The 17,771-nt window shown below is 44.1% G+C and carries 22 protein-coding genes and 2 tRNA genes; 11 read left to right on the forward strand and 13 right to left on the reverse strand.

The window, feature by feature from the left end; genetic code table 11:
• Positions 1 to 26: 26 nt before the first annotated feature.
• Genes NEJAP_RS00200 through NEJAP_RS00210 form a run of 3 tightly spaced genes read right to left on the reverse strand, consistent with a single transcriptional unit; the run spans position 27 to position 1,788 of the window.
• Positions 27 to 368 carry a 5-carboxymethyl-2-hydroxymuconate Delta-isomerase gene (locus tag NEJAP_RS00200; protein WP_201348740.1) on the reverse strand — a complete coding sequence of 114 codons (342 nt, stop codon included), beginning with the start codon at positions 366 to 368 and terminating at the stop codon, positions 27 to 29.
• Between the two features lie 16 nt (positions 369 to 384).
• On the reverse strand, positions 385 to 858 hold the full coding sequence (locus NEJAP_RS00205) for an HAD family hydrolase (protein ID WP_201348741.1): 474 nt from the start codon (positions 856 to 858) through the stop codon (positions 385 to 387).
• 33 nt (positions 859 to 891) lie between these two features.
• Positions 892 to 1,788: a tetratricopeptide repeat protein gene (locus NEJAP_RS00210; protein WP_201348742.1), complete on the reverse strand. Its 897-nt coding sequence runs from the start codon at positions 1,786 to 1,788 to the stop codon at positions 892 to 894.
• A 348-nt stretch (positions 1,789 to 2,136) separates the two neighbouring features.
• Between NEJAP_RS00210 and NEJAP_RS00215 the strand changes: the two genes are divergently transcribed.
• Positions 2,137 to 2,424, forward strand: a complete 288-nt coding sequence (locus tag NEJAP_RS00215; RefSeq protein ID WP_201348743.1) for a hypothetical protein — start codon at positions 2,137 to 2,139, stop codon at positions 2,422 to 2,424.
• A gap of 122 nt (positions 2,425 to 2,546) precedes the next feature.
• Here NEJAP_RS00215 and NEJAP_RS00220 read toward each other — a convergent pair whose 3' ends face one another.
• Positions 2,547 to 2,783 carry a DUF1127 domain-containing protein gene (locus NEJAP_RS00220; protein ID WP_201348744.1) on the reverse strand — a complete coding sequence of 79 codons (237 nt, stop codon included), beginning with the start codon at positions 2,781 to 2,783 and terminating at the stop codon, positions 2,547 to 2,549.
• A gap of 156 nt (positions 2,784 to 2,939) precedes the next feature.
• Here NEJAP_RS00220 and NEJAP_RS00225 point away from each other — a divergent pair, with 156 nt between their 5' ends.
• The gene (locus tag NEJAP_RS00225; RefSeq protein ID WP_201348745.1) at positions 2,940 to 3,878 is read left to right on the forward strand and encodes a LysR substrate-binding domain-containing protein; all 939 of its coding nucleotides are present in this window, start codon (positions 2,940 to 2,942) and stop codon (positions 3,876 to 3,878) included.
• Positions 3,879 to 3,996: 118 nt separating this feature from the next.
• Positions 3,997 to 4,284, forward strand: coding sequence for a hypothetical protein (locus NEJAP_RS00230; protein WP_201348746.1), 288 nt, complete (start codon positions 3,997 to 3,999; stop codon positions 4,282 to 4,284).
• Between the two features lie 90 nt (positions 4,285 to 4,374).
• Here the strand turns inward: NEJAP_RS00230 and NEJAP_RS00235 are convergent, their stop codons facing one another.
• The 3 genes from NEJAP_RS00235 to NEJAP_RS00245 are packed head-to-tail and all read right to left on the reverse strand — an operon-like array spanning position 4,375 to position 6,841.
• Complete coding sequence (locus NEJAP_RS00235; protein ID WP_201348747.1) at positions 4,375 to 5,469, reverse strand: agmatine deiminase family protein; 1,095 nt, start codon at positions 5,467 to 5,469, stop codon at positions 4,375 to 4,377.
• Between the two features lie 14 nt (positions 5,470 to 5,483).
• On the reverse strand, positions 5,484 to 6,266 hold the full coding sequence (locus NEJAP_RS00240) for a DUF4344 domain-containing metallopeptidase (RefSeq protein ID WP_201348748.1): 783 nt from the start codon (positions 6,264 to 6,266) through the stop codon (positions 5,484 to 5,486).
• A 35-nt stretch (positions 6,267 to 6,301) separates the two neighbouring features.
• Positions 6,302 to 6,841, reverse strand: coding sequence for a gamma carbonic anhydrase family protein (locus NEJAP_RS00245; protein WP_201348749.1), 540 nt, complete (start codon positions 6,839 to 6,841; stop codon positions 6,302 to 6,304).
• A 190-nt stretch (positions 6,842 to 7,031) separates the two neighbouring features.
• On the opposite strand from NEJAP_RS00245, the gene prlC reads away from it, so the two are divergent.
• The 3 genes from prlC to NEJAP_RS00260 all read left to right on the forward strand — a co-directional run bounded on the left by prlC (position 7,032) and on the right by NEJAP_RS00260 (position 10,025).
• Positions 7,032 to 9,062 (forward strand): oligopeptidase A, encoded by a 2,031-nt coding sequence (prlC, locus tag NEJAP_RS00250; protein ID WP_201348750.1) that lies wholly within the window; start codon positions 7,032 to 7,034, stop codon positions 9,060 to 9,062.
• A 20-nt stretch (positions 9,063 to 9,082) separates the two neighbouring features.
• Positions 9,083 to 9,361 carry a YheV family putative zinc ribbon protein gene (locus NEJAP_RS00255; protein WP_201348751.1) on the forward strand — a complete coding sequence of 93 codons (279 nt, stop codon included), beginning with the start codon at positions 9,083 to 9,085 and terminating at the stop codon, positions 9,359 to 9,361.
• 70 nt (positions 9,362 to 9,431) lie between these two features.
• Positions 9,432 to 10,025 carry a DNA-3-methyladenine glycosylase I gene (locus NEJAP_RS00260; RefSeq protein ID WP_201348752.1) on the forward strand — a complete coding sequence of 198 codons (594 nt, stop codon included), beginning with the start codon at positions 9,432 to 9,434 and terminating at the stop codon, positions 10,023 to 10,025.
• 16 nt (positions 10,026 to 10,041) lie between these two features.
• Here NEJAP_RS00260 and NEJAP_RS00265 read toward each other — a convergent pair whose 3' ends face one another.
• Genes NEJAP_RS00265 through NEJAP_RS00280 form a run of 4 tightly spaced genes read right to left on the reverse strand, consistent with a single transcriptional unit; the run spans position 10,042 to position 13,483 of the window.
• Positions 10,042 to 11,394 (reverse strand): MATE family efflux transporter, encoded by a 1,353-nt coding sequence (locus NEJAP_RS00265; RefSeq protein ID WP_201348753.1) that lies wholly within the window; start codon positions 11,392 to 11,394, stop codon positions 10,042 to 10,044.
• Positions 11,394 to 12,194 carry a zinc ABC transporter permease subunit ZnuB gene (gene znuB / locus NEJAP_RS00270; RefSeq protein WP_201348754.1) on the reverse strand — a complete coding sequence of 267 codons (801 nt, stop codon included), beginning with the start codon at positions 12,192 to 12,194 and terminating at the stop codon, positions 11,394 to 11,396. Before znuB ends, NEJAP_RS00265 begins: the two co-directional genes overlap by 1 nt.
• Positions 12,195 to 12,992, reverse strand: coding sequence for a zinc ABC transporter ATP-binding protein ZnuC (znuC, locus tag NEJAP_RS00275; RefSeq protein ID WP_201348755.1), 798 nt, complete (start codon positions 12,990 to 12,992; stop codon positions 12,195 to 12,197).
• Positions 12,989 to 13,483, reverse strand: a complete 495-nt coding sequence (locus NEJAP_RS00280; protein WP_201348756.1) for a Fur family transcriptional regulator — start codon at positions 13,481 to 13,483, stop codon at positions 12,989 to 12,991. Before NEJAP_RS00280 ends, znuC begins: the two co-directional genes overlap by 4 nt.
• 96 nt (positions 13,484 to 13,579) lie before the next feature.
• Between NEJAP_RS00280 and znuA the strand changes: the two genes are divergently transcribed.
• The 3 genes from znuA (at position 13,580) to NEJAP_RS00295 (ending at position 14,883) form a co-directional block, all read left to right on the forward strand.
• Entirely contained in the window at positions 13,580 to 14,527 is a 948-nt protein-coding gene (gene znuA, locus NEJAP_RS00285; RefSeq protein WP_201348757.1) for a zinc ABC transporter substrate-binding protein ZnuA, read from the forward strand.
• A gap of 98 nt (positions 14,528 to 14,625) precedes the next feature.
• Positions 14,626 to 14,712: transfer RNA gene (locus NEJAP_RS00290), tRNA-Leu, on the forward strand.
• A gap of 84 nt (positions 14,713 to 14,796) precedes the next feature.
• Positions 14,797 to 14,883: transfer RNA gene (locus NEJAP_RS00295), tRNA-Leu, on the forward strand.
• Between the two features lie 210 nt (positions 14,884 to 15,093).
• Here NEJAP_RS00295 and NEJAP_RS19410 read toward each other — a convergent pair.
• The gene (locus NEJAP_RS19410) at positions 15,094 to 15,219 is read right to left on the reverse strand and encodes a hypothetical protein (protein ID WP_268927822.1); all 126 of its coding nucleotides are present in this window, start codon (positions 15,217 to 15,219) and stop codon (positions 15,094 to 15,096) included.
• A 528-nt stretch (positions 15,220 to 15,747) separates the two neighbouring features.
• Positions 15,748 to 16,491, reverse strand: coding sequence for an HAD family hydrolase (locus NEJAP_RS00300; protein ID WP_201348758.1), 744 nt, complete (start codon positions 16,489 to 16,491; stop codon positions 15,748 to 15,750).
• 206 nt (positions 16,492 to 16,697) lie between these two features.
• On the opposite strand from NEJAP_RS00300, the gene NEJAP_RS00305 reads away from it, so the two are divergent.
• Both NEJAP_RS00305 and pqqA read left to right on the forward strand, forming a co-directional pair.
• The gene (locus NEJAP_RS00305; protein ID WP_236591007.1) at positions 16,698 to 17,417 is read left to right on the forward strand and encodes a hypothetical protein; all 720 of its coding nucleotides are present in this window, start codon (positions 16,698 to 16,700) and stop codon (positions 17,415 to 17,417) included.
• A gap of 192 nt (positions 17,418 to 17,609) precedes the next feature.
• On the forward strand, positions 17,610 to 17,681 hold the full coding sequence (pqqA, locus tag NEJAP_RS00310) for a pyrroloquinoline quinone precursor peptide PqqA (protein WP_084332595.1): 72 nt from the start codon (positions 17,610 to 17,612) through the stop codon (positions 17,679 to 17,681).
• Positions 17,682 to 17,771 lie beyond the last annotated feature (90 nt).

Here is a 17,771-nt window from a genome sequence, read left to right on the forward strand (position 1 = left end):
ATTATGTTTCCTGATGATTAACGCATTTACTGTACAGCTTTTGCGTAGGAATACTTTTCCATATTACAGACTTCCACTGTTAATGAGACATCTGATAATTCTATTACTTGAAGCCCTTTTAAGACCGCTTCAGATAGATCACTGCGTTGCTCAATGGTTCGGCCGGATAAAATCTTCAAAGTTACGTGAACAAATTCTTGTTGCTTCGAGCCCGTTTGATAGTGCTTATAGCAGAGCGCTCGGGTCTTAATGTCTGGCTCTGTAAACAATCCAGAAGAGAGTGCTCCTTGAAAAACGGCATTAATCAAATCAGCTGGGGCTGTTGATGCTTCTAAACCTTCAGAATATTCAATAATACAGTGTGGCATGAGGGGGCCTTAATAATTATGTTGCTGTGCATAACTCACTCAAACAGCGGATAGTTCTTACCTCTTGCGAGGGCGGCTGATTGTTATCTGGAGCAAACCAGACGGGTGTAATCCCTAAGCTAAGCGCTGGTTTTATATCCTTTGCATAGCTGTCGCCCACCATGATGACCTGTGAAGCGGGAATATCTAATTGCTGTAAAATTACTCTGAAAAAGTCAGGAGACTCTTTGGTTACACCCAAATTTTCTTTACAAAAGACACCAGTAATATACTGGTTTAACCCGACACGTTGAAAGGCTCTTTTGATATCTTGTTCAGATGAGTCAACCGCACCTGTCGCTAGATATATTGGCGCATCTTTAGAGAGCTGGGCCAATACTTCTTCTGCACCCGTAACCGCTTCTACATTGGCCCAGTCGCACATTTTTCCGTCAATATCAGGGAAATCTACCATCAAGGTATCTCCCCAGTCGAACAGGTAAGTAGTCACTAATGCCGCCTCCCGTTATTTTATGTAAATCCTTTACCAACCCGCTTGTTGCTTAACTGTTAAAGCAGGCCTAAAGTTTTGTGCTGCAGACTTTAAGGTTAGCTCTTTTGCTTTGCTCATATCTTTAGTAACCGCTTCACCCCGTAAATACATTTGGCCAAGCCAGAACTGTGCCGCCGCATGATTCTTTTTTGCTAAGGCCTGATAAATTTTCGCTGCTTTGCTTTTGTTTGGTTTAATGCCATAACCATTTGAAAGCATGTAAGCATATTCAAACTGAGCCGTTGTATTGCTTTTATCTGCAGCAACTTTAAAGTTGCCTAAAGCCCTCTTAAACCAGTAATGGGATTTTTTCTGGTTTTTTTCAATACCCTCACGGCCGTCTCTGTACCAGTAAGCAAGTTGCTTTTGAGCCATGGGGTTCTTGTCTTGTGCTGATTTAAGCATCCATTTTTCAGCTAAAAATACATCTTTAGCGACGCCCTCACCCCGCAACAACTGAATGGCATAGTCAAATTTTGCATGTTTATGCCCTACTTCAGCGGCCAGTCTAAATAACTCAGCGGCCTGTTTTATATCTTTCGCTACACCAGCGCCAGCAGCATAGTTGTGCCCGAGTGTATGCAAAGCATCAGGGTGTTTTTTATTAGCGGCTATAACTAGATATTCTTTCGCCTTACGGTGATCTACAGAAGTGCCAATTCCATTCGTATACAAAAGATAGAGTAAATATGATGAATGTATATGGCCTTTATCTGAGGCGATAACAAGGTGTTCAACAGCTTTTTGGGGGTGACGGTTTGCACGATCAAGGTAGCTAATACCTTTTTTATATAAAGAATCTGCAGATAATGAGGGGGCTATTTCTTTAGAGTTTACATGTAAGGGAATTAAACATAGAACGATAATAACAAAACGTAAGAGCTGCATAATATAACCCCTTTTGTTTTTAATCACTAAGCTAGAAACACAACGTGAGTGCTACTAAAAGCATATGTTCATACAAGTTATATAAAGACTATAAAAGCAGAAAATTATATTATCAATAAAAGCATTGAAGAACAGGGGTATAAAGAGCCTGAAAAATAATATTATTAAAACTATGCCTACGGTTTAATGTTATTAATTAAAGTACGGTTTTATTCGTGTTTTTTTGATTAGAAGCAATAATATAAAATATTTTATAATTGTTTTCTTATTTCACTTTGGTTTCAGCTAGTGGTTTTAAAGTAGCACCATCAACAGCGAAACACGCTGCACAACTTTAAGGAAACGACTATGAAAACTTTACTGACAACAGCTCTTCTTGCTTCTGCCCTTTTCACTTCACAGGCGTTTGCTGGTGGCCTAAGTGACTTTTCTGCACAGTCTGTTGAATCAAACTTAGCAGCAGTCAATCTGACTTCAGCACAAGGTTTTGTATCAGTTGATAGCCCGCTGTCTGACTTAGGTGCATCAGTGGAAGCGCAATTAAGTAACGATAGTCACCGTACTGTTAGTACTACAAGTTACAATTTTGTAGCGGGTTTGGATGTACCAGCTCAGTCACAAGAAGCTTTATTATAAGCGCCGAGTATTTAACGTAATTTTTTTAATACATTGCTTAACGGTAGTTGTTAAAAGATGGGAGGCTACCTCCCATGCTATTTCTATCGTCCAGCGTAATCTCCTTGTTCTACTTACCCTTATCAGTCCTTCCAAAAGGATTTATCCGCTTCTTGCTGTGCCTCCCCCGTGCTAATACCGATATCTTTTAATTGATAAGCACTGAGTTGGGATAACTGTCGGCGAGTTCTCCAGTTCATACGCCAATGTTGTAGGCGCTCCTTCCAGTGTTGTAGCGTCTGTTGTAACTGCGTTGTGAATTTAGCATTTTGGGTATCTCTAAATATAGTTTTTCTTAAGCATATATCGTTAGTGTTCATTGTCCTTCCTCATCAGTGTTCGGTTTTATCTACGTTATTAAAAAATAAAACGCCGTTTTTGCGGCTTATGAGGTTATTTTTATCGAACGGATGGCAGACGACAAACGAGTAATTCGTCAGTATGATTAAGAAAATCTAATCTATATGTGGGCATCTATGAACAGACTACCTTCATTAAAAGCGCTTCAGGCCTTCTATTACGCTGCGCAAGATCAGAGCTTTAAACAGGCTGCTGAGCGTTTGCATGTAACACAAGCTGCTATTAGCCAGCAGATTAAAACCTTGGAACAGCAGCTTGGAGTATCGTTGTTCAAGCGTATGACGCGTGAGGTGGTATTAACACCGGAGGGCATGCAGCTTTTGCCTTTTGTTAATAAGGCGTTTTCTTTGTTTGAGCAAGGAGTAGCTGAGCTAGGGCAGGATGCGCAGCCAAATAGATTAACGCTGAGTGTTCTACCGTCATTTGCTGGGCGCTGGTTAGTACCAAGGTTAGGTATATTTCAACAGCACTACCCTGAACTTATTATTCATTTGACGCCTAGCTTAAAGTTAGGTTCATTTGAGGCAAACGATTTGGACCTAGCGGTACGTTTTGGTAGAGGAAAATATCCCGGATTGAGTGCTCGATTACTGCAAAAAGAGTATTTACTACCGGTGTGCCATCCGTCGCTGCTTGATCATATGCAGCCGATTGCCGAGCAATTAGTAAAGCTACCGCTATTAGCTGATGATGCCCCTGATATGAAAGAGGTCTGGCCTCAGTTTGAGCAGGCGTTGGGTATGCCTTTACCGCAAAACACAACACGCTTGTATGTATCCGACTCTACCATGCTTGTAGAGGCATTATTAAGCGGCCAAGGTTTTGCGATGTTACGCTTTAGTTTGGCGTATGAACTATTACAACGTGGACAACTCATCTGCCCTTTGCCTATTTATATTAAGTCTATTTACGACTACTACTTAGTAGCGCCTGAGTCTTATTTTAAACGCCCTAAGGTTGTTCAATTTGAAGGATGGATACGGCAAGAGATTAAGGAAATAGATCACAGTTGGCAGCAGTTTACTAAGCTATCATCTGACGGTGACCATGCTTAATTACATATAACTAAAACAATATTAAAAAATGTTTTCTTATTTCAGTTTGGTTTCAGCTACAGGTTTTAAAGTAGCACCATCACAGCGAATCACGCTGAACAACTTTAAGGAAACGACCATGAAAACAATACTAACGACGGCTCTACTTTCTTCAGCTCTTTTCGCTTCACAGGCATTTGCCGGTGGTTTAAGTGATTTTTCTGCTCAGTCTATTGAAGCTAACTTAGCGGCAGGCCATGTTGTAACTGCGCAAGGCTTTGAGTCTGCTAGCAGCCCGCTGACTAACTTAGGCGCATCTACACAAGCGCATTTAGGTGATGGCAGTCACAGCAACGTAAATCAGGCACATAGTAACGCTGTAGTGAGCTTTGGTTTAGACGTTCCAGCACACTCTAGCGAAGTTTAGTATTAGGGGACTAGTCTTTAAAATAGTACGGACTTCTACAAGCAATAGGGGTATTGCTTATCTACATTAAAGCGCATTTTTTTGAACCGGCTAATTAGCCGGTTCTTGCTGTGTCGCGCAGTGAATGCTCCCTCCTCCACTGGCTATTCCATCAATAGAAATCTGTTCGATTTGGTGCTCAGGAAAGGCTTTGACTAGTTGGTTTTTAGCAGCGCTATCGGCTATTTTGTCACCAAATTTTTGCATAATAATGGCACCATTACAGGCGTAATAGCCGACATAGCCTGCCGCGAAGTCTCTAGTTCCGTATCTTGTATTGATATCCCAGGGAGTATCTAAAATAACCAGTTCAAGATTATTGCCCTGCGCATCGCTCGCTTTACTCAGAGTATTTATATTGTCGCGGGTGATTGTGTAATCGTAAGAGTCTTTGTCTGTATCGCGGCTAACCGCAACAACACCCGGCTTGATGAAGCGGGCATAAAAATCGGTATGGCCATCGGTAATGTCTTTGCCTTTAATGCCCTTCAGCCAGATGATTTTGGTTAATCCAAGTAGCTGCTTTAGCTCAGCTTCCACCTCTACTTTTGATTTTCCTGGGTTGCGATTCTTATTAAGAATGCAGCTTTCAGTCAAAATAGCGGTACCGTGACCATCTAACTCAAAGCAGCCCCCTTCCATTACCACGTTAGAAACAATGCTTTTCGCTCCTGCTTGCTGGGCAACAAAGTCAGCTACTTTTGCATCGTATTTATAGGCTTGATCTTCACCCCAGCCATTAAAGTTAAAGCTAACCGCTGCTTTTTCCCCTGCGCTATTGGTTATAAATGCTGGCCCAGTGTCTCTCATCCATAAATCATTTAAGGGGAACTCAATTAAGTCGATGGGATGATTGTGGTTGTCTAAGCCTCCCAGAAGCGCTAATGCCGTGTCGTAGTCTTGCTGGCGTACTAATAAGGAGACAGGTTCATATTTGGCAATAGTTTTAGCAATAGTCGCTAAGTTACGTTGAACTTCGGGTACTTGGTGCGCTTCCCAAATGTCGTAGCTAGCGATAAATGCCATCCAAGTACGTTTATGTGGGGCGCTTTCATCAGGCATGTGATTTTGCCCAAAAGCACGCTGCGCTAAAAAACCACCACTGAGAAGCGATAAGAGCTGCAAAAAGCGACGCCTACTGGGCATTGAGTAAACTCCGGTTACTTTTGCGAGACGTTCTCATCATATATATACGGCGCCAATAGAGTAAACCAGCTATGGCTGAGGCTGTTATATTCTTCTATACACAACTCCGCACGACCTTCTGAAAAGTCGGCATCTTCTGCGATATGGGCATATTTTTCTGGGTTACTGCCATAAACATGGCATAAGGTGCTGTAATAGCGCTGAACGTCTAGACTATGTTCATCCCAGAAATCATCCTCCTCAAAGGTTTCGCTGTCAGTGCTTTCGAAATCAAATAAATCGGCCGCACTAATGGCAATTTCTTGGCCTTCATTAAAGAACTCGATTAATAAAACCGAAGCCAGGCTGTCAGCAGCATCTTCTTCTTTACCTACAATGGGAAGCTCATGCATAAATATGAGTGCATGGGCCAGCTCATGAAACAAGGTGTGCATGACGGCATCCATTGTAGCTGCAGCGATACTGCGGCCTGAGTCATCATACTTGGCCGTAATAAAGCGTGACTCCACTTTTTTGATAAAGCTGTAGGGAATCAAGATCTGTAGAGAGTCTCCATCAAACAACGGGCCATCTTTACCGCCAAAGATGATCTGCAACGGTGCCTCTAAACGAAATGTATCGTTTATCAGGTCCAGCGTTTCTGGTATCTCGCTAGATGCTTTAAGCTGCTGTTCAATGCGGATTTCAATTTTATCCACAGGCGCTTGGTAGATAATACTGACTTGGCTTTGTGCGTGTGCAAGGCTTACTGCCAGTATACTAGAGAGTAAGAGAACAATTTTGTATGCTGCCCGCATCACTGTATTTCCTCTAACAAAAATGATAACTCGTGTTATACCCATTCTTCTTGGAGATGCTGGTCTTTGAGTTTTACGTAGTTACCGGCAGTATAGGTAAAATAGCTCATCTCTTTCTCTGTAAGCGCCCTCACCTGCTTGGCAGGCCTGCCAACATATAAAAAGCCACTGGCCAGTGTTTTGCCTGGAGGAACTAAGCTTCCTGCCCCTACAACAACATCTGACTCAACGACTGCGCCATCCATGATCATTGCACCCATACCTACTAAAACACGATCGCCAATTGAGCAACCGTGCAGCATTGCTTGGTGCCCAACAGTTACATGGTCGCCAATGACCAGAGGGTAGCCATCAGGGTTATAAGGGCCTGCATGTGTGATATGTAGAATGGATCCATCTTGTATGCTGCACGAGTGACCAATACGGATACGATGCATATCGCCACGAATCACAACAAGTGGCCAAACCGAGCTATCAGCACCGATTTTTACATCACCCAGTACCACCGCAGATGGATCCACAAAGACTTTATCGCCAAGTGTGGGTGTCATTCCTTGAAAAGATCGAATATTCATTAAACTCACTCGCTTGCATCGCCATAATCAGTCCCCATTGTATACTAATCACTATTTTCTGTTGTATTGACATAAGTACTGCATAAGCAGCTACCAAGCACTGGCATGAACAGTTACGAGAGTATTTACGGCTGTACTGACATGTATATGGCTGCGTGCAGACATACAAAAGCCCGATTTGGAGAAATCAATGAGCAACCCGTTATTGGAATCTACCCTGTTACCTCCTTTTAGCCTGATCAAACCGGCTGATATATCCCCAGCGGTTGATCAACTGTTACAACAAGGGCGTGAGCAAATTGCTAAATTAAATACTGACGTGAGCAGTGCAGACTGGGATAAAGTCATTGCGCCGTTAGATAGTATTAATGATGCGCTAAGTCAGGCGTGGTCACCGGTATCACACCTAAATAGCGTGTTGAACAGTGATGAACTGCGTGAGGCTTATAACGAGAATTTACCTAAGCTATCTGTCTATTGGACGGAGATGGGTCAAAATGAAGACTTATTCAATGCTTATCAGCGCGTTGCTGAACTGTCCTCAAACTTAGATGCGGCTCAGAAAACAGTCATAGCACATAACCTACGTGATTTTCGTTTATCAGGTATTGATCTGCCTGTGGATAAAAAACAGCGCTATGCTGATATTAGCCAACGCTTGTCTGAGTTGAGTACAAAGTTCTCTGAAAATGTGATGGATGCTACGCAAGGCTGGGAAAAGCTAATCGCTGATCCAGCATTGTTAAAAGGTATGCCAGAAATGTCGCTAGCGGCAGCAAAACAGGCCGCCGAAGAAAAAGGTAAAGAAGGCTACTTGCTCACGCTTGAATTCCCTTCTTACTTTCCGGTGATTACGCATTGTGATGACCAAGCATTACGCCGTGAAGTGTATGAAGCCTTTGCCACACGTGCTTCAGACCAAGGGCCAAATGCAGGCCAGTGGGATAACTCAGAGGTGATGACTGAAATCCTGACATTGCGCCAAGAGATGTCCGCGCTGTTGGGTTTTGATAGTTATGCTCATTACTCGCTAGCCACTAAGATGGCAGATACACCAGAGCAAGTGTTGCAGTTCTTATATGACCTTGCTGATAAAAGTGTGGATGTGGCTCGCCAGGAATACAAAGAACTCTGTGCGTTTGCCAAAGATGAGTTTGGCGCAGAGAGCGTTGAGTCGTGGGATGTGTCTTACTATTCTGAAAAGCTCAAACAAGCGCGCTATTCGTTATCGCAAGAAATGTTACGTCCTTACTTCCCATTTCCTAAAGTGCTAGAAGGAATGTTTGAAGTAGCAGGGCGCTTATTTAACATTGAAATTGAAGAAGTCTCCGAGGTTGATAGCTGGCATAGTGATGCACGTTTGTTTGTTGTTAAGCGCAACGCAGAAACCATCGCACGCTTTTATTTAGATCCTTATGCACGTGCTAATAAGCGTGGCGGAGCATGGATGGATGTGTGCCGTACCCGCCGACGTTTAGAAGATGGCTCGTTACAGCTGCCAACAGCTTACCTTGTGTGTAACTTTAACGGCCCGGTAGGTGATGATCCTGCGTTATTAACACATAACGAGGTGACTACCTTGTTCCATGAGTTTGGCCATGGTTTACATCACATGCTAACGCAAATGGAGTACGCTGATGTTAGTGGTATTAATGGCGTTGCCTGGGATGCTGTAGAGTTGCCGAGCCAGTTTATGGAAAACTGGTGTTGGGAGCCTGAAGCGCTAGAGATTATTTCTGGACACTACCAAACTGGCGAAACACTGCCTGCTGAGCTGCTAGATAAGATGCTAGCCGCTAAAAACTTCCAGTCTGCATTGATGATGGTTCGCCAGTTAGAGTTTTCTATTTTTGATTTTAAACTGCATCATGAGTTTGAAGCCGGTAAAACGGATATTCGCTCATTACTACAGGGTGTTCGCCAGCAAGTAGCTGCAATTACCCCGCCTGAGTTTAATCGTTTTCAACATAGTTTCAGCCATATATTTGGTGGCGGTTATGCGGCGGGCTACTATAGCTACAAATGGGCAGAAGTACTGTCTGCTGATGCCTTTTCTATGTTTGAAGAGCAGGGTGTGTTTAACCCAGAAGCAGGGCAGCGTTTCCGTGAAACCGTACTAGAACAAGGTGGCTCAAAAGAACCTATGGAGCTGTTTGTTGCTTTTCGTGGTCGTGAGCCCAAAGTTGATGCCTTGTTAAGACATTCCGGTATTAATGTTTAGATTTATAGTAAGGAATAGTTATGTCGGTTATTAAACGTTTTGTAGCGGGGGCTGTGTGCCCTCGTTGTGGTGAGATGGATACTATTCGTGTTTATCGCAATGAGATTCGCGAATACCGTGAGTGCGTTAAGTGTGATTACGTAGATGGGCAAAACCTAGATGGCTCACCTGAGGAAGCAGAGCTAGAAACACGCGTAAATAAGCAGCAGCCTAAGCAGGCAGAGCCTAAACCTGATCCTAACCCAGCAGCTCAACCGTTGATGTTTGTACCCAACCCGGGTCAAAAGAAAAAAGAGTAAGTGCTAATTAAGCCGCTCATTTAATCGATGTTGGTTTAAATGGGAGGCTAGCGCTAAAAAGGAGCTATTCATGTGTCAGCGATGTCATTGGGCAACCAATCAGACTTTGTTAGAGCAGGATTATCACGATAAAGAGTGGGGAATGCCGCAAACAGACGATAACGTACTGTTTGAGTTTCTTGTATTAGAAGCCGCTCAGGCAGGTTTGAGCTGGCGCACTGTCTTGGAAAAGAGAGAAGGTTATCGTCATCATTACCGCAATTTTGATCCGCTGGCCGTTGCGGCATTTGGCGACGCTGAGCAGCAAATAATGCTGGCTGATCCGGCCATTATTCGTAACAAGCTTAAAGTGGCATCATCCATCTCAAATGCGCGTGAGTTTTTACGCTTGCAGAAGGAGCATGGTAGCTTTGCGCGTTACTTGTGGCGCTTTGTAGATAATAAACCGATACAAAATAGCTGGAAAGACCACACCGAAGTACCAGCCGAAACGGATATCTCAATACAGCTTTCTAAAGCGCTCAAAAAAGAGGGGATGCGCTTTGTAGGTCCAACAATTATGTACGCTTATATGCAAGCCGTCGGCATGGTGAATGATCATGAAGTGAGCTGCTGCCGGTATCAGGCATGTTGTGATGCAGGTGCTGCCTTTTCTTTAACCTAAGGGCTTCTTAGCTAGTTTATTTGCGTTTAATTTGCCACTGTTGGTGGTGAGATAAACGCCAGAACACCCAACCACCACTGACTCCGCGCGCGAAAAATAACGTTAGAAATGCGATCCATAAACCGTGATTTTCTAATGGACGAAGTAACCACCAAATAGGCAGAAATACGCAAAACACTGAAAATAACATGGTGTTTTGCATCGCTTTAACTTGTGTCGCCCCAATAAAAATACCGTCCAGTAAGAAGCTCCATACACTGATAATGGGTAAAACAATAAGCCAGGGCAGGTAAATCATTGCTTGTTGCTGCACGTTCTCAAGTGATGTGAGTAAGCGGATGATTGTTCCACCGAACAGCCAGAAAAATAGTGTAAATAGAAGGGCAGCTATGAGTGACCAGATCGCGGCCGTGGTAATGGTGCGATAGAAGCCTTTTATGTCTTGTCGTCCGGTGCGCTTTCCTACTAAGGCTTCTGTCGCATGTGCAAAGCCATCGAGCCCATTTGATATTAATAATAGGAAATTCAGTAAGACTGCATTAGCTGAGAGAATATCAGTACCTTGGCGGGCGCCTTGAGCGGTAAAAAAAGCCAGTGAAAAGAGAATAGCGAGCGTTCGTACAAAGAGATAGCGGTTGACTTTGAATAGCTCAGTGTAGTGTTTAATTTGTGTTAGGGAGCTCCTTAATAACTGGCCTCCCATTGGTTTTAAGACGCGCCTGCAAAGATATAAACCCAGTAGTAAACTGCCATATTCTGCAATGACCGTTGCTAAAGCTACGCCGTCTGCAAACATGCCAAGTCCGTAGACCGCAATAATATCCATCACCATGTTTAGTAGGTTGGTTACTGTTAATAACAGCAGAGGGATTTTGGTATTTTGATTACCCACAAACCAGCCGAGTAATGCAAAATTACACAGCACTGCGGGTGCTCCGTAGATGCGTATAGACGCGTAGTTAAGCGCTTCCTCTGTTACCAGTGGTTCGGCAGCAATCCAGTGTAACGCTAACTGAATAATGGGACCTTGCAGCAAAATAATGCAGATACCAATGAAGGTTGCCATCACCAGCGATTGTGCCAATAAAGTGCGATTGGTGGTGTCGTCGTCTGCCCCAACAGCTTGAGCGGTTAAGCCGGTAGTACCCATGCGCAAGAAGCCAAATGCCCAATAGACAATCGAGAAAATCATGCTGCCAATGGCTACTGCTGCTAGATGCTGGCTTTCGGGTAGATGACCGATAACTGCTGTATCGACTAAGCCGACCAGCGGAACGGTAATATTGGAAAGAATCATTGGCCATGCGATTGACCAAACCTCTTTATGGTCGCGTTGAGTTGGCCAATAGGTTGGAAGTGTCTTAAACATCAGGTATTTGCTGAGTGCCTAGATGGCATCAGGTAAATAACCATGAATTCAAACAAAGCAGCTACCACAACCGATGGGCCTGCTGGTGTATCCCATGTCCATGAACCCCAGATACCGATTAATACCGCTACACAGCCCAGCATTGATGCGTAAACAGCCATCTGTTCTGGCGTGCTAGAGAGGCGCCTAGCGGCCGCAGCAGGGATTACTAATAAAGATGTAATGAGCAAGATACCAACGATCTTCATTGATACGGCAATTACAACAGCAATAAGCACCATCAAAATAAGACGAGTGCGGCTAACATGGATGCCTTCAACCTGCGCTAGCTCTTCGTTGATTGTTATGGCAAGTAATGGCTCCCAGAAGATGCGGATGGTAAGCAAGACAGCGGCACCACCTACTAGAATCCATGCAAGGTCAGCCGGGGCTATAGCGAGTAGGTCGCCAAATAGATAGTCCATCAAATCCAACCGAGCACCATCTATAAAAGAGATAGCGACCAAGCCTAATGAAAGGGTACTGTGGGCCATGATCCCAAGCAGGGTATCGGTCGCGATTAGCCGCTGTTTTTGAAGGGAAACCAATATGAGTGCTAAGAGAACGCAGCAGGCAATAACGGCAAGGTTGAGACTAATGTCGAGCAAAATCCCTAGCGCTACACCTAAAAGAGCCGAATGCGCCAAACTGTCGCCAAAATAGGCCATGCGACGCCACACAACAAAGGCGCCTAGTGGGCCTGCAACAGCGGCGACACCAAGACCGCCAATAATGGCGTAAATTAAAAAATCATAAGTCATTTAGTGATTACACTCGCTATGTGCTGTTGCGCTATGTTCATTGGGATGAGGGTGGTCCGCAATAACATCACCGTGGGTATCGTGGTTGTGATTATGATGGTGGCTATAGAGAGCTAGACTTTCAGCGCCTTGTTTGCCAAATAAATCAATAAAGGATGGATCTGTACTGACATGTTCTGGACGTCCAGAACAGCAGACATGGTGATTAAGGCATATCACATGATCAGTAGAAGACATCACCAGATGTAAGTCATGAGAGATCATTAAAACACCACAGCCACGTTGTTTACGGATGCTCGTGATTAGATTGTAAAGCTCAACCTGACCATTAATATCAACGCCTTGAACCGGCTCATCCAATACTAATAACTCCGGTTCGCGCAATAGTGCTCGTGCTAGCATAACACGCTGTGTTTCGCCGCCCGAAAGGTCATGCATGGAGTGTTCTAGAAGGTGCTCGGCACTCACATCTTTAAGCGCGCCATGCATTTTCGATAGCTCTTTTACGCGTGCGGTTTGTAAAAAACGCTTAACCGTTAATGGAAATGTGCGGTCAATGTGTAACTTTTGCGGCATATAACCCACACGTAAATTAGGTTGCAACCAGACCTGCCCGCTCGTTGGTTTGATCAAGCCTAAAACAATACGAACAAGTGTGGTCTTGCCTGCACCGTTTGGCCCTATCAGTGTGGTTATACAGTCTTTATGTAGCGTCAGGTTAACATCTTGCAGTACATGGCTATGCCCAAACTCAACATTAATATTATCGAGCCTAATTAAATCGACGGGGTGACTCATGGAGTGTTGTCTTCCTGTTGGCAGTTTGGGCATATACCTGCGACTTCTAACATTTCGCTTTCTACGTTAAATCCAACAGCTTTGGCAGAAGCCTTAATGGCTTTAGAGACGCTAGCAGATTCGAGTTCAACAGCGCTGTGGCAGCGAGTGCAAATCAAAAAGGTATTGTTGCACTGGTGTTCTGGGTGGCTACAGCCAATAAAAGCGTTGAGAGAAGCAATGCGGTGGACTAAACCTTGCTCTTGAAGAAAGTCTAGTGCTCGATAAACAGTAGGAGGCGCAGAGTTAAAACCTGCTTTAGCTAACGCCGGTAAAATATCATAAGCCCCCAGTGGCTTATGGCTTTGCCAAATGAGTTGTAGTACCAGTTCTCGAACAGGCGTTAAGCGCTGTTGACGGCTAGAGCAAAGTTCCGCTGCGTCTTTTAACGCCTGTGTAATGCAGCGGCTATGGTCATGTTCTGGTTGGAAAGCAATGTCTGAGTTATTCATAGGTAATGAGCCATGGGCAACAATTAAGCTTTGTTATATTGTAACAACTATATGAGCTTGTTATATTGTAACATCAAATTACGCTGGAAAAAGAGCATGCACCTACAAAGATTATTATCGTCATTATTACTTACTTTATTTATACCTGTTGCAGGGGCCGCAGAGTTAAAAGTTCTCACGAGTATCACGCCTGTACAGCTCATAGCGAGTGAAGTCCTAGCTGGTGTATCACAGCCCGAGGTGCTATTGCCCCCGGGTGCCTCACCGCATCAATACTCGTTACGCCCTTCGGATGTACGCAAAGTGAAACAAGCGGATCTGATTTTTTGGATTGGGCCTGAGTTGGAGCGTTTTTTAGAAAAAACGCTCAGTAAAACAGATGCGACAGTCTTGTCTTTTCTAGAAGAGGAGGAAGGGCATCAACACGAAGGTGAAGCGGCTCATGAAGATGAGCATGAGTCACCGCATCACGATAGCGATGAAAACCTTTTAGAAAGCAGCCAGGAACATGACGAGCATGACCACGGAGGTATTGACCCTCATCTTTGGCTTGACCCTGTGCATGCATTAGAAATGGCCGAAATAATTCGTGATGCAGCGATCAAAGTCGCTCCAAACAAGCAAGCGTTACTCGAACAAAACTATGCAGAATTTGCAGCCGCTTTATTAGAAAAAGACCAACTAATAATGTCTCAGCTGGCTCCTTTCAGTGATCGGGGTTTTGTTGTATTTCACGATGCATACAGCCGCTTTGTTAAGCATTACAACCTGAAACAACTAGGTGCGGTGACTATTAACCCGTCACGTAAAGCCGGGGCAAAGCACTTAAGCGAGTTACGTGAGGCGGTCATTCAAAGTAAAGCAGTCTGTATTTTTAGTGAGCCGCAATTTAGTGGGTCTATACTGAAAACAATTGCTTCTGGGACGAGTGTTCGTACTGCAGAGCTAGACCCTCTGGGGCAAAAAATAAAGCCTGAAAAAGGTGCGTATCTGGCATTTCTTACTGATTTTGCACAGGTCTTTGAGGAGTGTTTACAGGATTAAAAAAAGCCTAGCAGCTGTGGTTTATTGAAATAGCTAAATTACATTCTGAACGGCTTCCAAAAGACAAAGCTGGTCTATATAATACCGCCCACTTTCGAGCAGATGTGGTGGAATTGGTAGACACGCTAGCTTCAGGTGCTAGTGCCTTCACGGGCGTGGGAGTTCGAGTCTCCCCATCTGCACCAAACTCTGAGCTTTCAGGTTTGGTGCCCAAAGTAGAAAGTTAAGAGGTGTGTTTTCTGCATGCCTTCTTTAAAAGTAAGACCGATGCAGATGTGGTGGAATTGGTAGACACGCTAGCTTCAGGTGCTAGTGCCTTCACGGGCGTGGGAGTTCGAGTCTCCCCATCTGCACCAATCGGTTAATGCTTTGTTTATAGCATCCCTATTTTGTATCTCCCACCCTAACCTTGTTATGCCTATCAACTGTTATTTTTGCTGCTTTTTGCCTTGATAATTTTCGTGCGCATGGCTGTATTTATTCGAGCTTAGCTAAGGTGTGTTATTGATTTTTAGGCATGAAAAAGCCGGGACAAACCCGGCAAAAAGGTGAGTAGAAAAGTGGGCTTACTTAGCGAGAATAATAACCTGCATAATGGCGGGTAAAATAGCGATAGCTAACCCACCTAACACCATTAGGATAGAGGGAACTACACCAATTACTTCAACGCCTTCTTCATGTGTATGTGTCATTGTCGTATCTCCACGCATGTATGTTTAATTACCATAGATATTGCAATGACAATGCCAGTTTTGTGGTTTTAGCTATAAGTATCTGTTTCTAGATGATTTTATTAATTGGCGGTAATAAATACGCGGCAGTAAAGTGATGTGGGGTGATATAGCGATGGTCAAAAATGGCATTTGTTTGTCATATTTGTCTTTGTTTTTAGTGGCAAACAACTCTCTGTTCCGCGCATCCTTTAAGCGCTCATAACGTTCCCCATTAATAAAGAAAAAATAGCGATAACTCATTGATCTTTAAAGTGGAGAGGTTTATTCGTGAGCCTTACGATAGAGGCCAATATGATTAAGGTGAATACCACTCTCTAATTTAGAGTTAGAGATTGAGTGCACAGTGGAAGGGAGTTACGGTACAAAAAGTTCTAGGTTCACCAAGTATTCCGCTCTCCAGCTTAGCTAAAGCACTCGGTAGCGAGCGCCATAGAAGAGCCAAATTAACCTGTTTGCGCGCTTGATAGCGCGCATATAGGTGGTTTTTTACTGCTGATGTAACTTGTTGACCAGTGCGGGTATTTCAGAGGGATGTACGATCGTATGGCTTGGGTTGATACCCAGTTCTGCATCCAGTGGGCGCTGGTGTTGAATCCACACCGAAGTGATACCGCTGTTGTTAGCGCCAGCAATATCTGATGCCAGACTATCGCCTACATGGATAGCTTCATGGGCCTCGCAGTTGGCGAGTCTAAGGGCTTTTTCAAAGATGGAGGGGAAGGGTTTTTCCTCTGGCTCCTGGCCGCCGATAATCAGATGATCCACATGTTCGATCATATTCACTTGCTCGACCTTGGGGATCTGTGAAAACGCTGGCCCGTTGGTGATCACGACCAGTGTGAAAATCTTACGCGCCTGGGCTAGCCATTCTTTAATGCCGGGATAAAAATCAAAGGCGTCGATACGGTCCTGATCAAATTTGTTCTGCAGGCTTTGAATTGATTCGTCGCTCAGGTCATTCACGCCGTACTCGGCCATCAGGTCGCGAATGAGTTGTACGCGAAAAGCCTCTTCACTTTGTTGTTCAATAATCGGCATATAGCGCGATCGTTGTGCGCTGCTCCATTCACGGTAAATGCCTGTTACATAGGCGTCGGCAAACCCCTGTCCATTAAATTTGTTGCCATGCTGTGTTTGTAATGCCTGTGCCATTAATAACTTGGCCTTCTCATTAGCGCCAGGTGTATCGCAGAGGGTTTCATCCATATCGAGGAAGAGGGCTTTTAGCATGGGGGCTCCGTGAACTTTTAATAACGAAGTGCATGATAACTTAAGCAAGGGGAAGGGCCCAGTAGCAAGTGCTTGCTTTATTCATTGCTCATGTCACCTTGTAAGCGGGTATTAAGACAGGTTTTATTAGATACAGCAGGTGTTAGTCCAAAGCACAGTCTTGCTATGCTGCTAGGAGCCTTAGGGCATTAAAAGAGAATACAATATTGAAATCTTCTGTGGATAAGTCCGATATGGAAAATAGTCAGTTTTTTAAGCAGGTTTGGCGCATTAATGGCGTCATCATTATGGTGGCTGGTTTGTTGGCCATCGGTGTTTTGATGTTTGCTGCGTATCAGATTTTTAAAGAGACAATACGTGAACGTGGTGTTAGCGGTATTGTGAATATCGAAGCATCAGGTGAAGTTAAAGAGAAGTGGCAGTTGGGTTATCTCTCGTCAATACAGGGCACTTCTTTTGTGATGATTCCGTTAAGCTCGGATCAGCAGTATTCACAGTCATATTATGATAAATCGGCGTTATCCATACGTAATTACTTGTTTATCAACAAGCAGGAAAACCAGCAGCATTGGCTGTTAAGCAGTAATGATCATCTCATCATGAAAGCCGATGTGCTGTCTGATAGCGCAAGTTCTGGTCAACGATCTGCGGCACTGGCTATTCTCTTTACGGTGATAGCTTCAGATACAAACGGTGATGACAGGCTTACGGCGAAAGATGTTAAAAACGTAGCGTTATCGCAGCCAAGTGGCCAAGCCTATCGTGAAGTGTTGCAGGGTATCGATCGTGTGGTTGGTTACTCTTTAACGGGTAAAGAGTCATTACTGCTTGTGTATCAACGAGGAGATGTTGGCTACACAATGACTATAAATTTGACCGATTTCAGTACGTCTAATGAAGCAGTATTGCCAAAGATACAGAATTAAAGCGGGCGCTAAAACAGAAGAGCGCTAGTGGCTAATCAGGTTTAGCGTTGCATTACACTACAACCTTACGACCAAAACAGGTGATTTCTCGTTCCAAAGTACCATATAGGTATCTATTGACCTCTCATATGATTTAGTGAGTCTTCGGACATTTATCGATATCACTTAATAACAACAATAGAGGTACCTACTATGTGGACCAAACCAGCTTATCAAGATCTGCGTATCGGCTTCGAAGTAACAATGTACTTCGCAAACCGCTAAGTGTTGATGGTGTTCTGTGTTCAGAATTAAGAGCACAGAGTGCCTAGGTCAGCACCGGGTTCATGCTCACCGGTGCTGCGCTTCTAGCAT

Origin of the sequence: Neptunomonas japonica JAMM 1380 (assembly GCF_016592555.1) — a bacterium.
Classification (GTDB): domain Bacteria; phylum Pseudomonadota; class Gammaproteobacteria; order Pseudomonadales; family Balneatricaceae; genus Neptunomonas; species Neptunomonas japonica_A.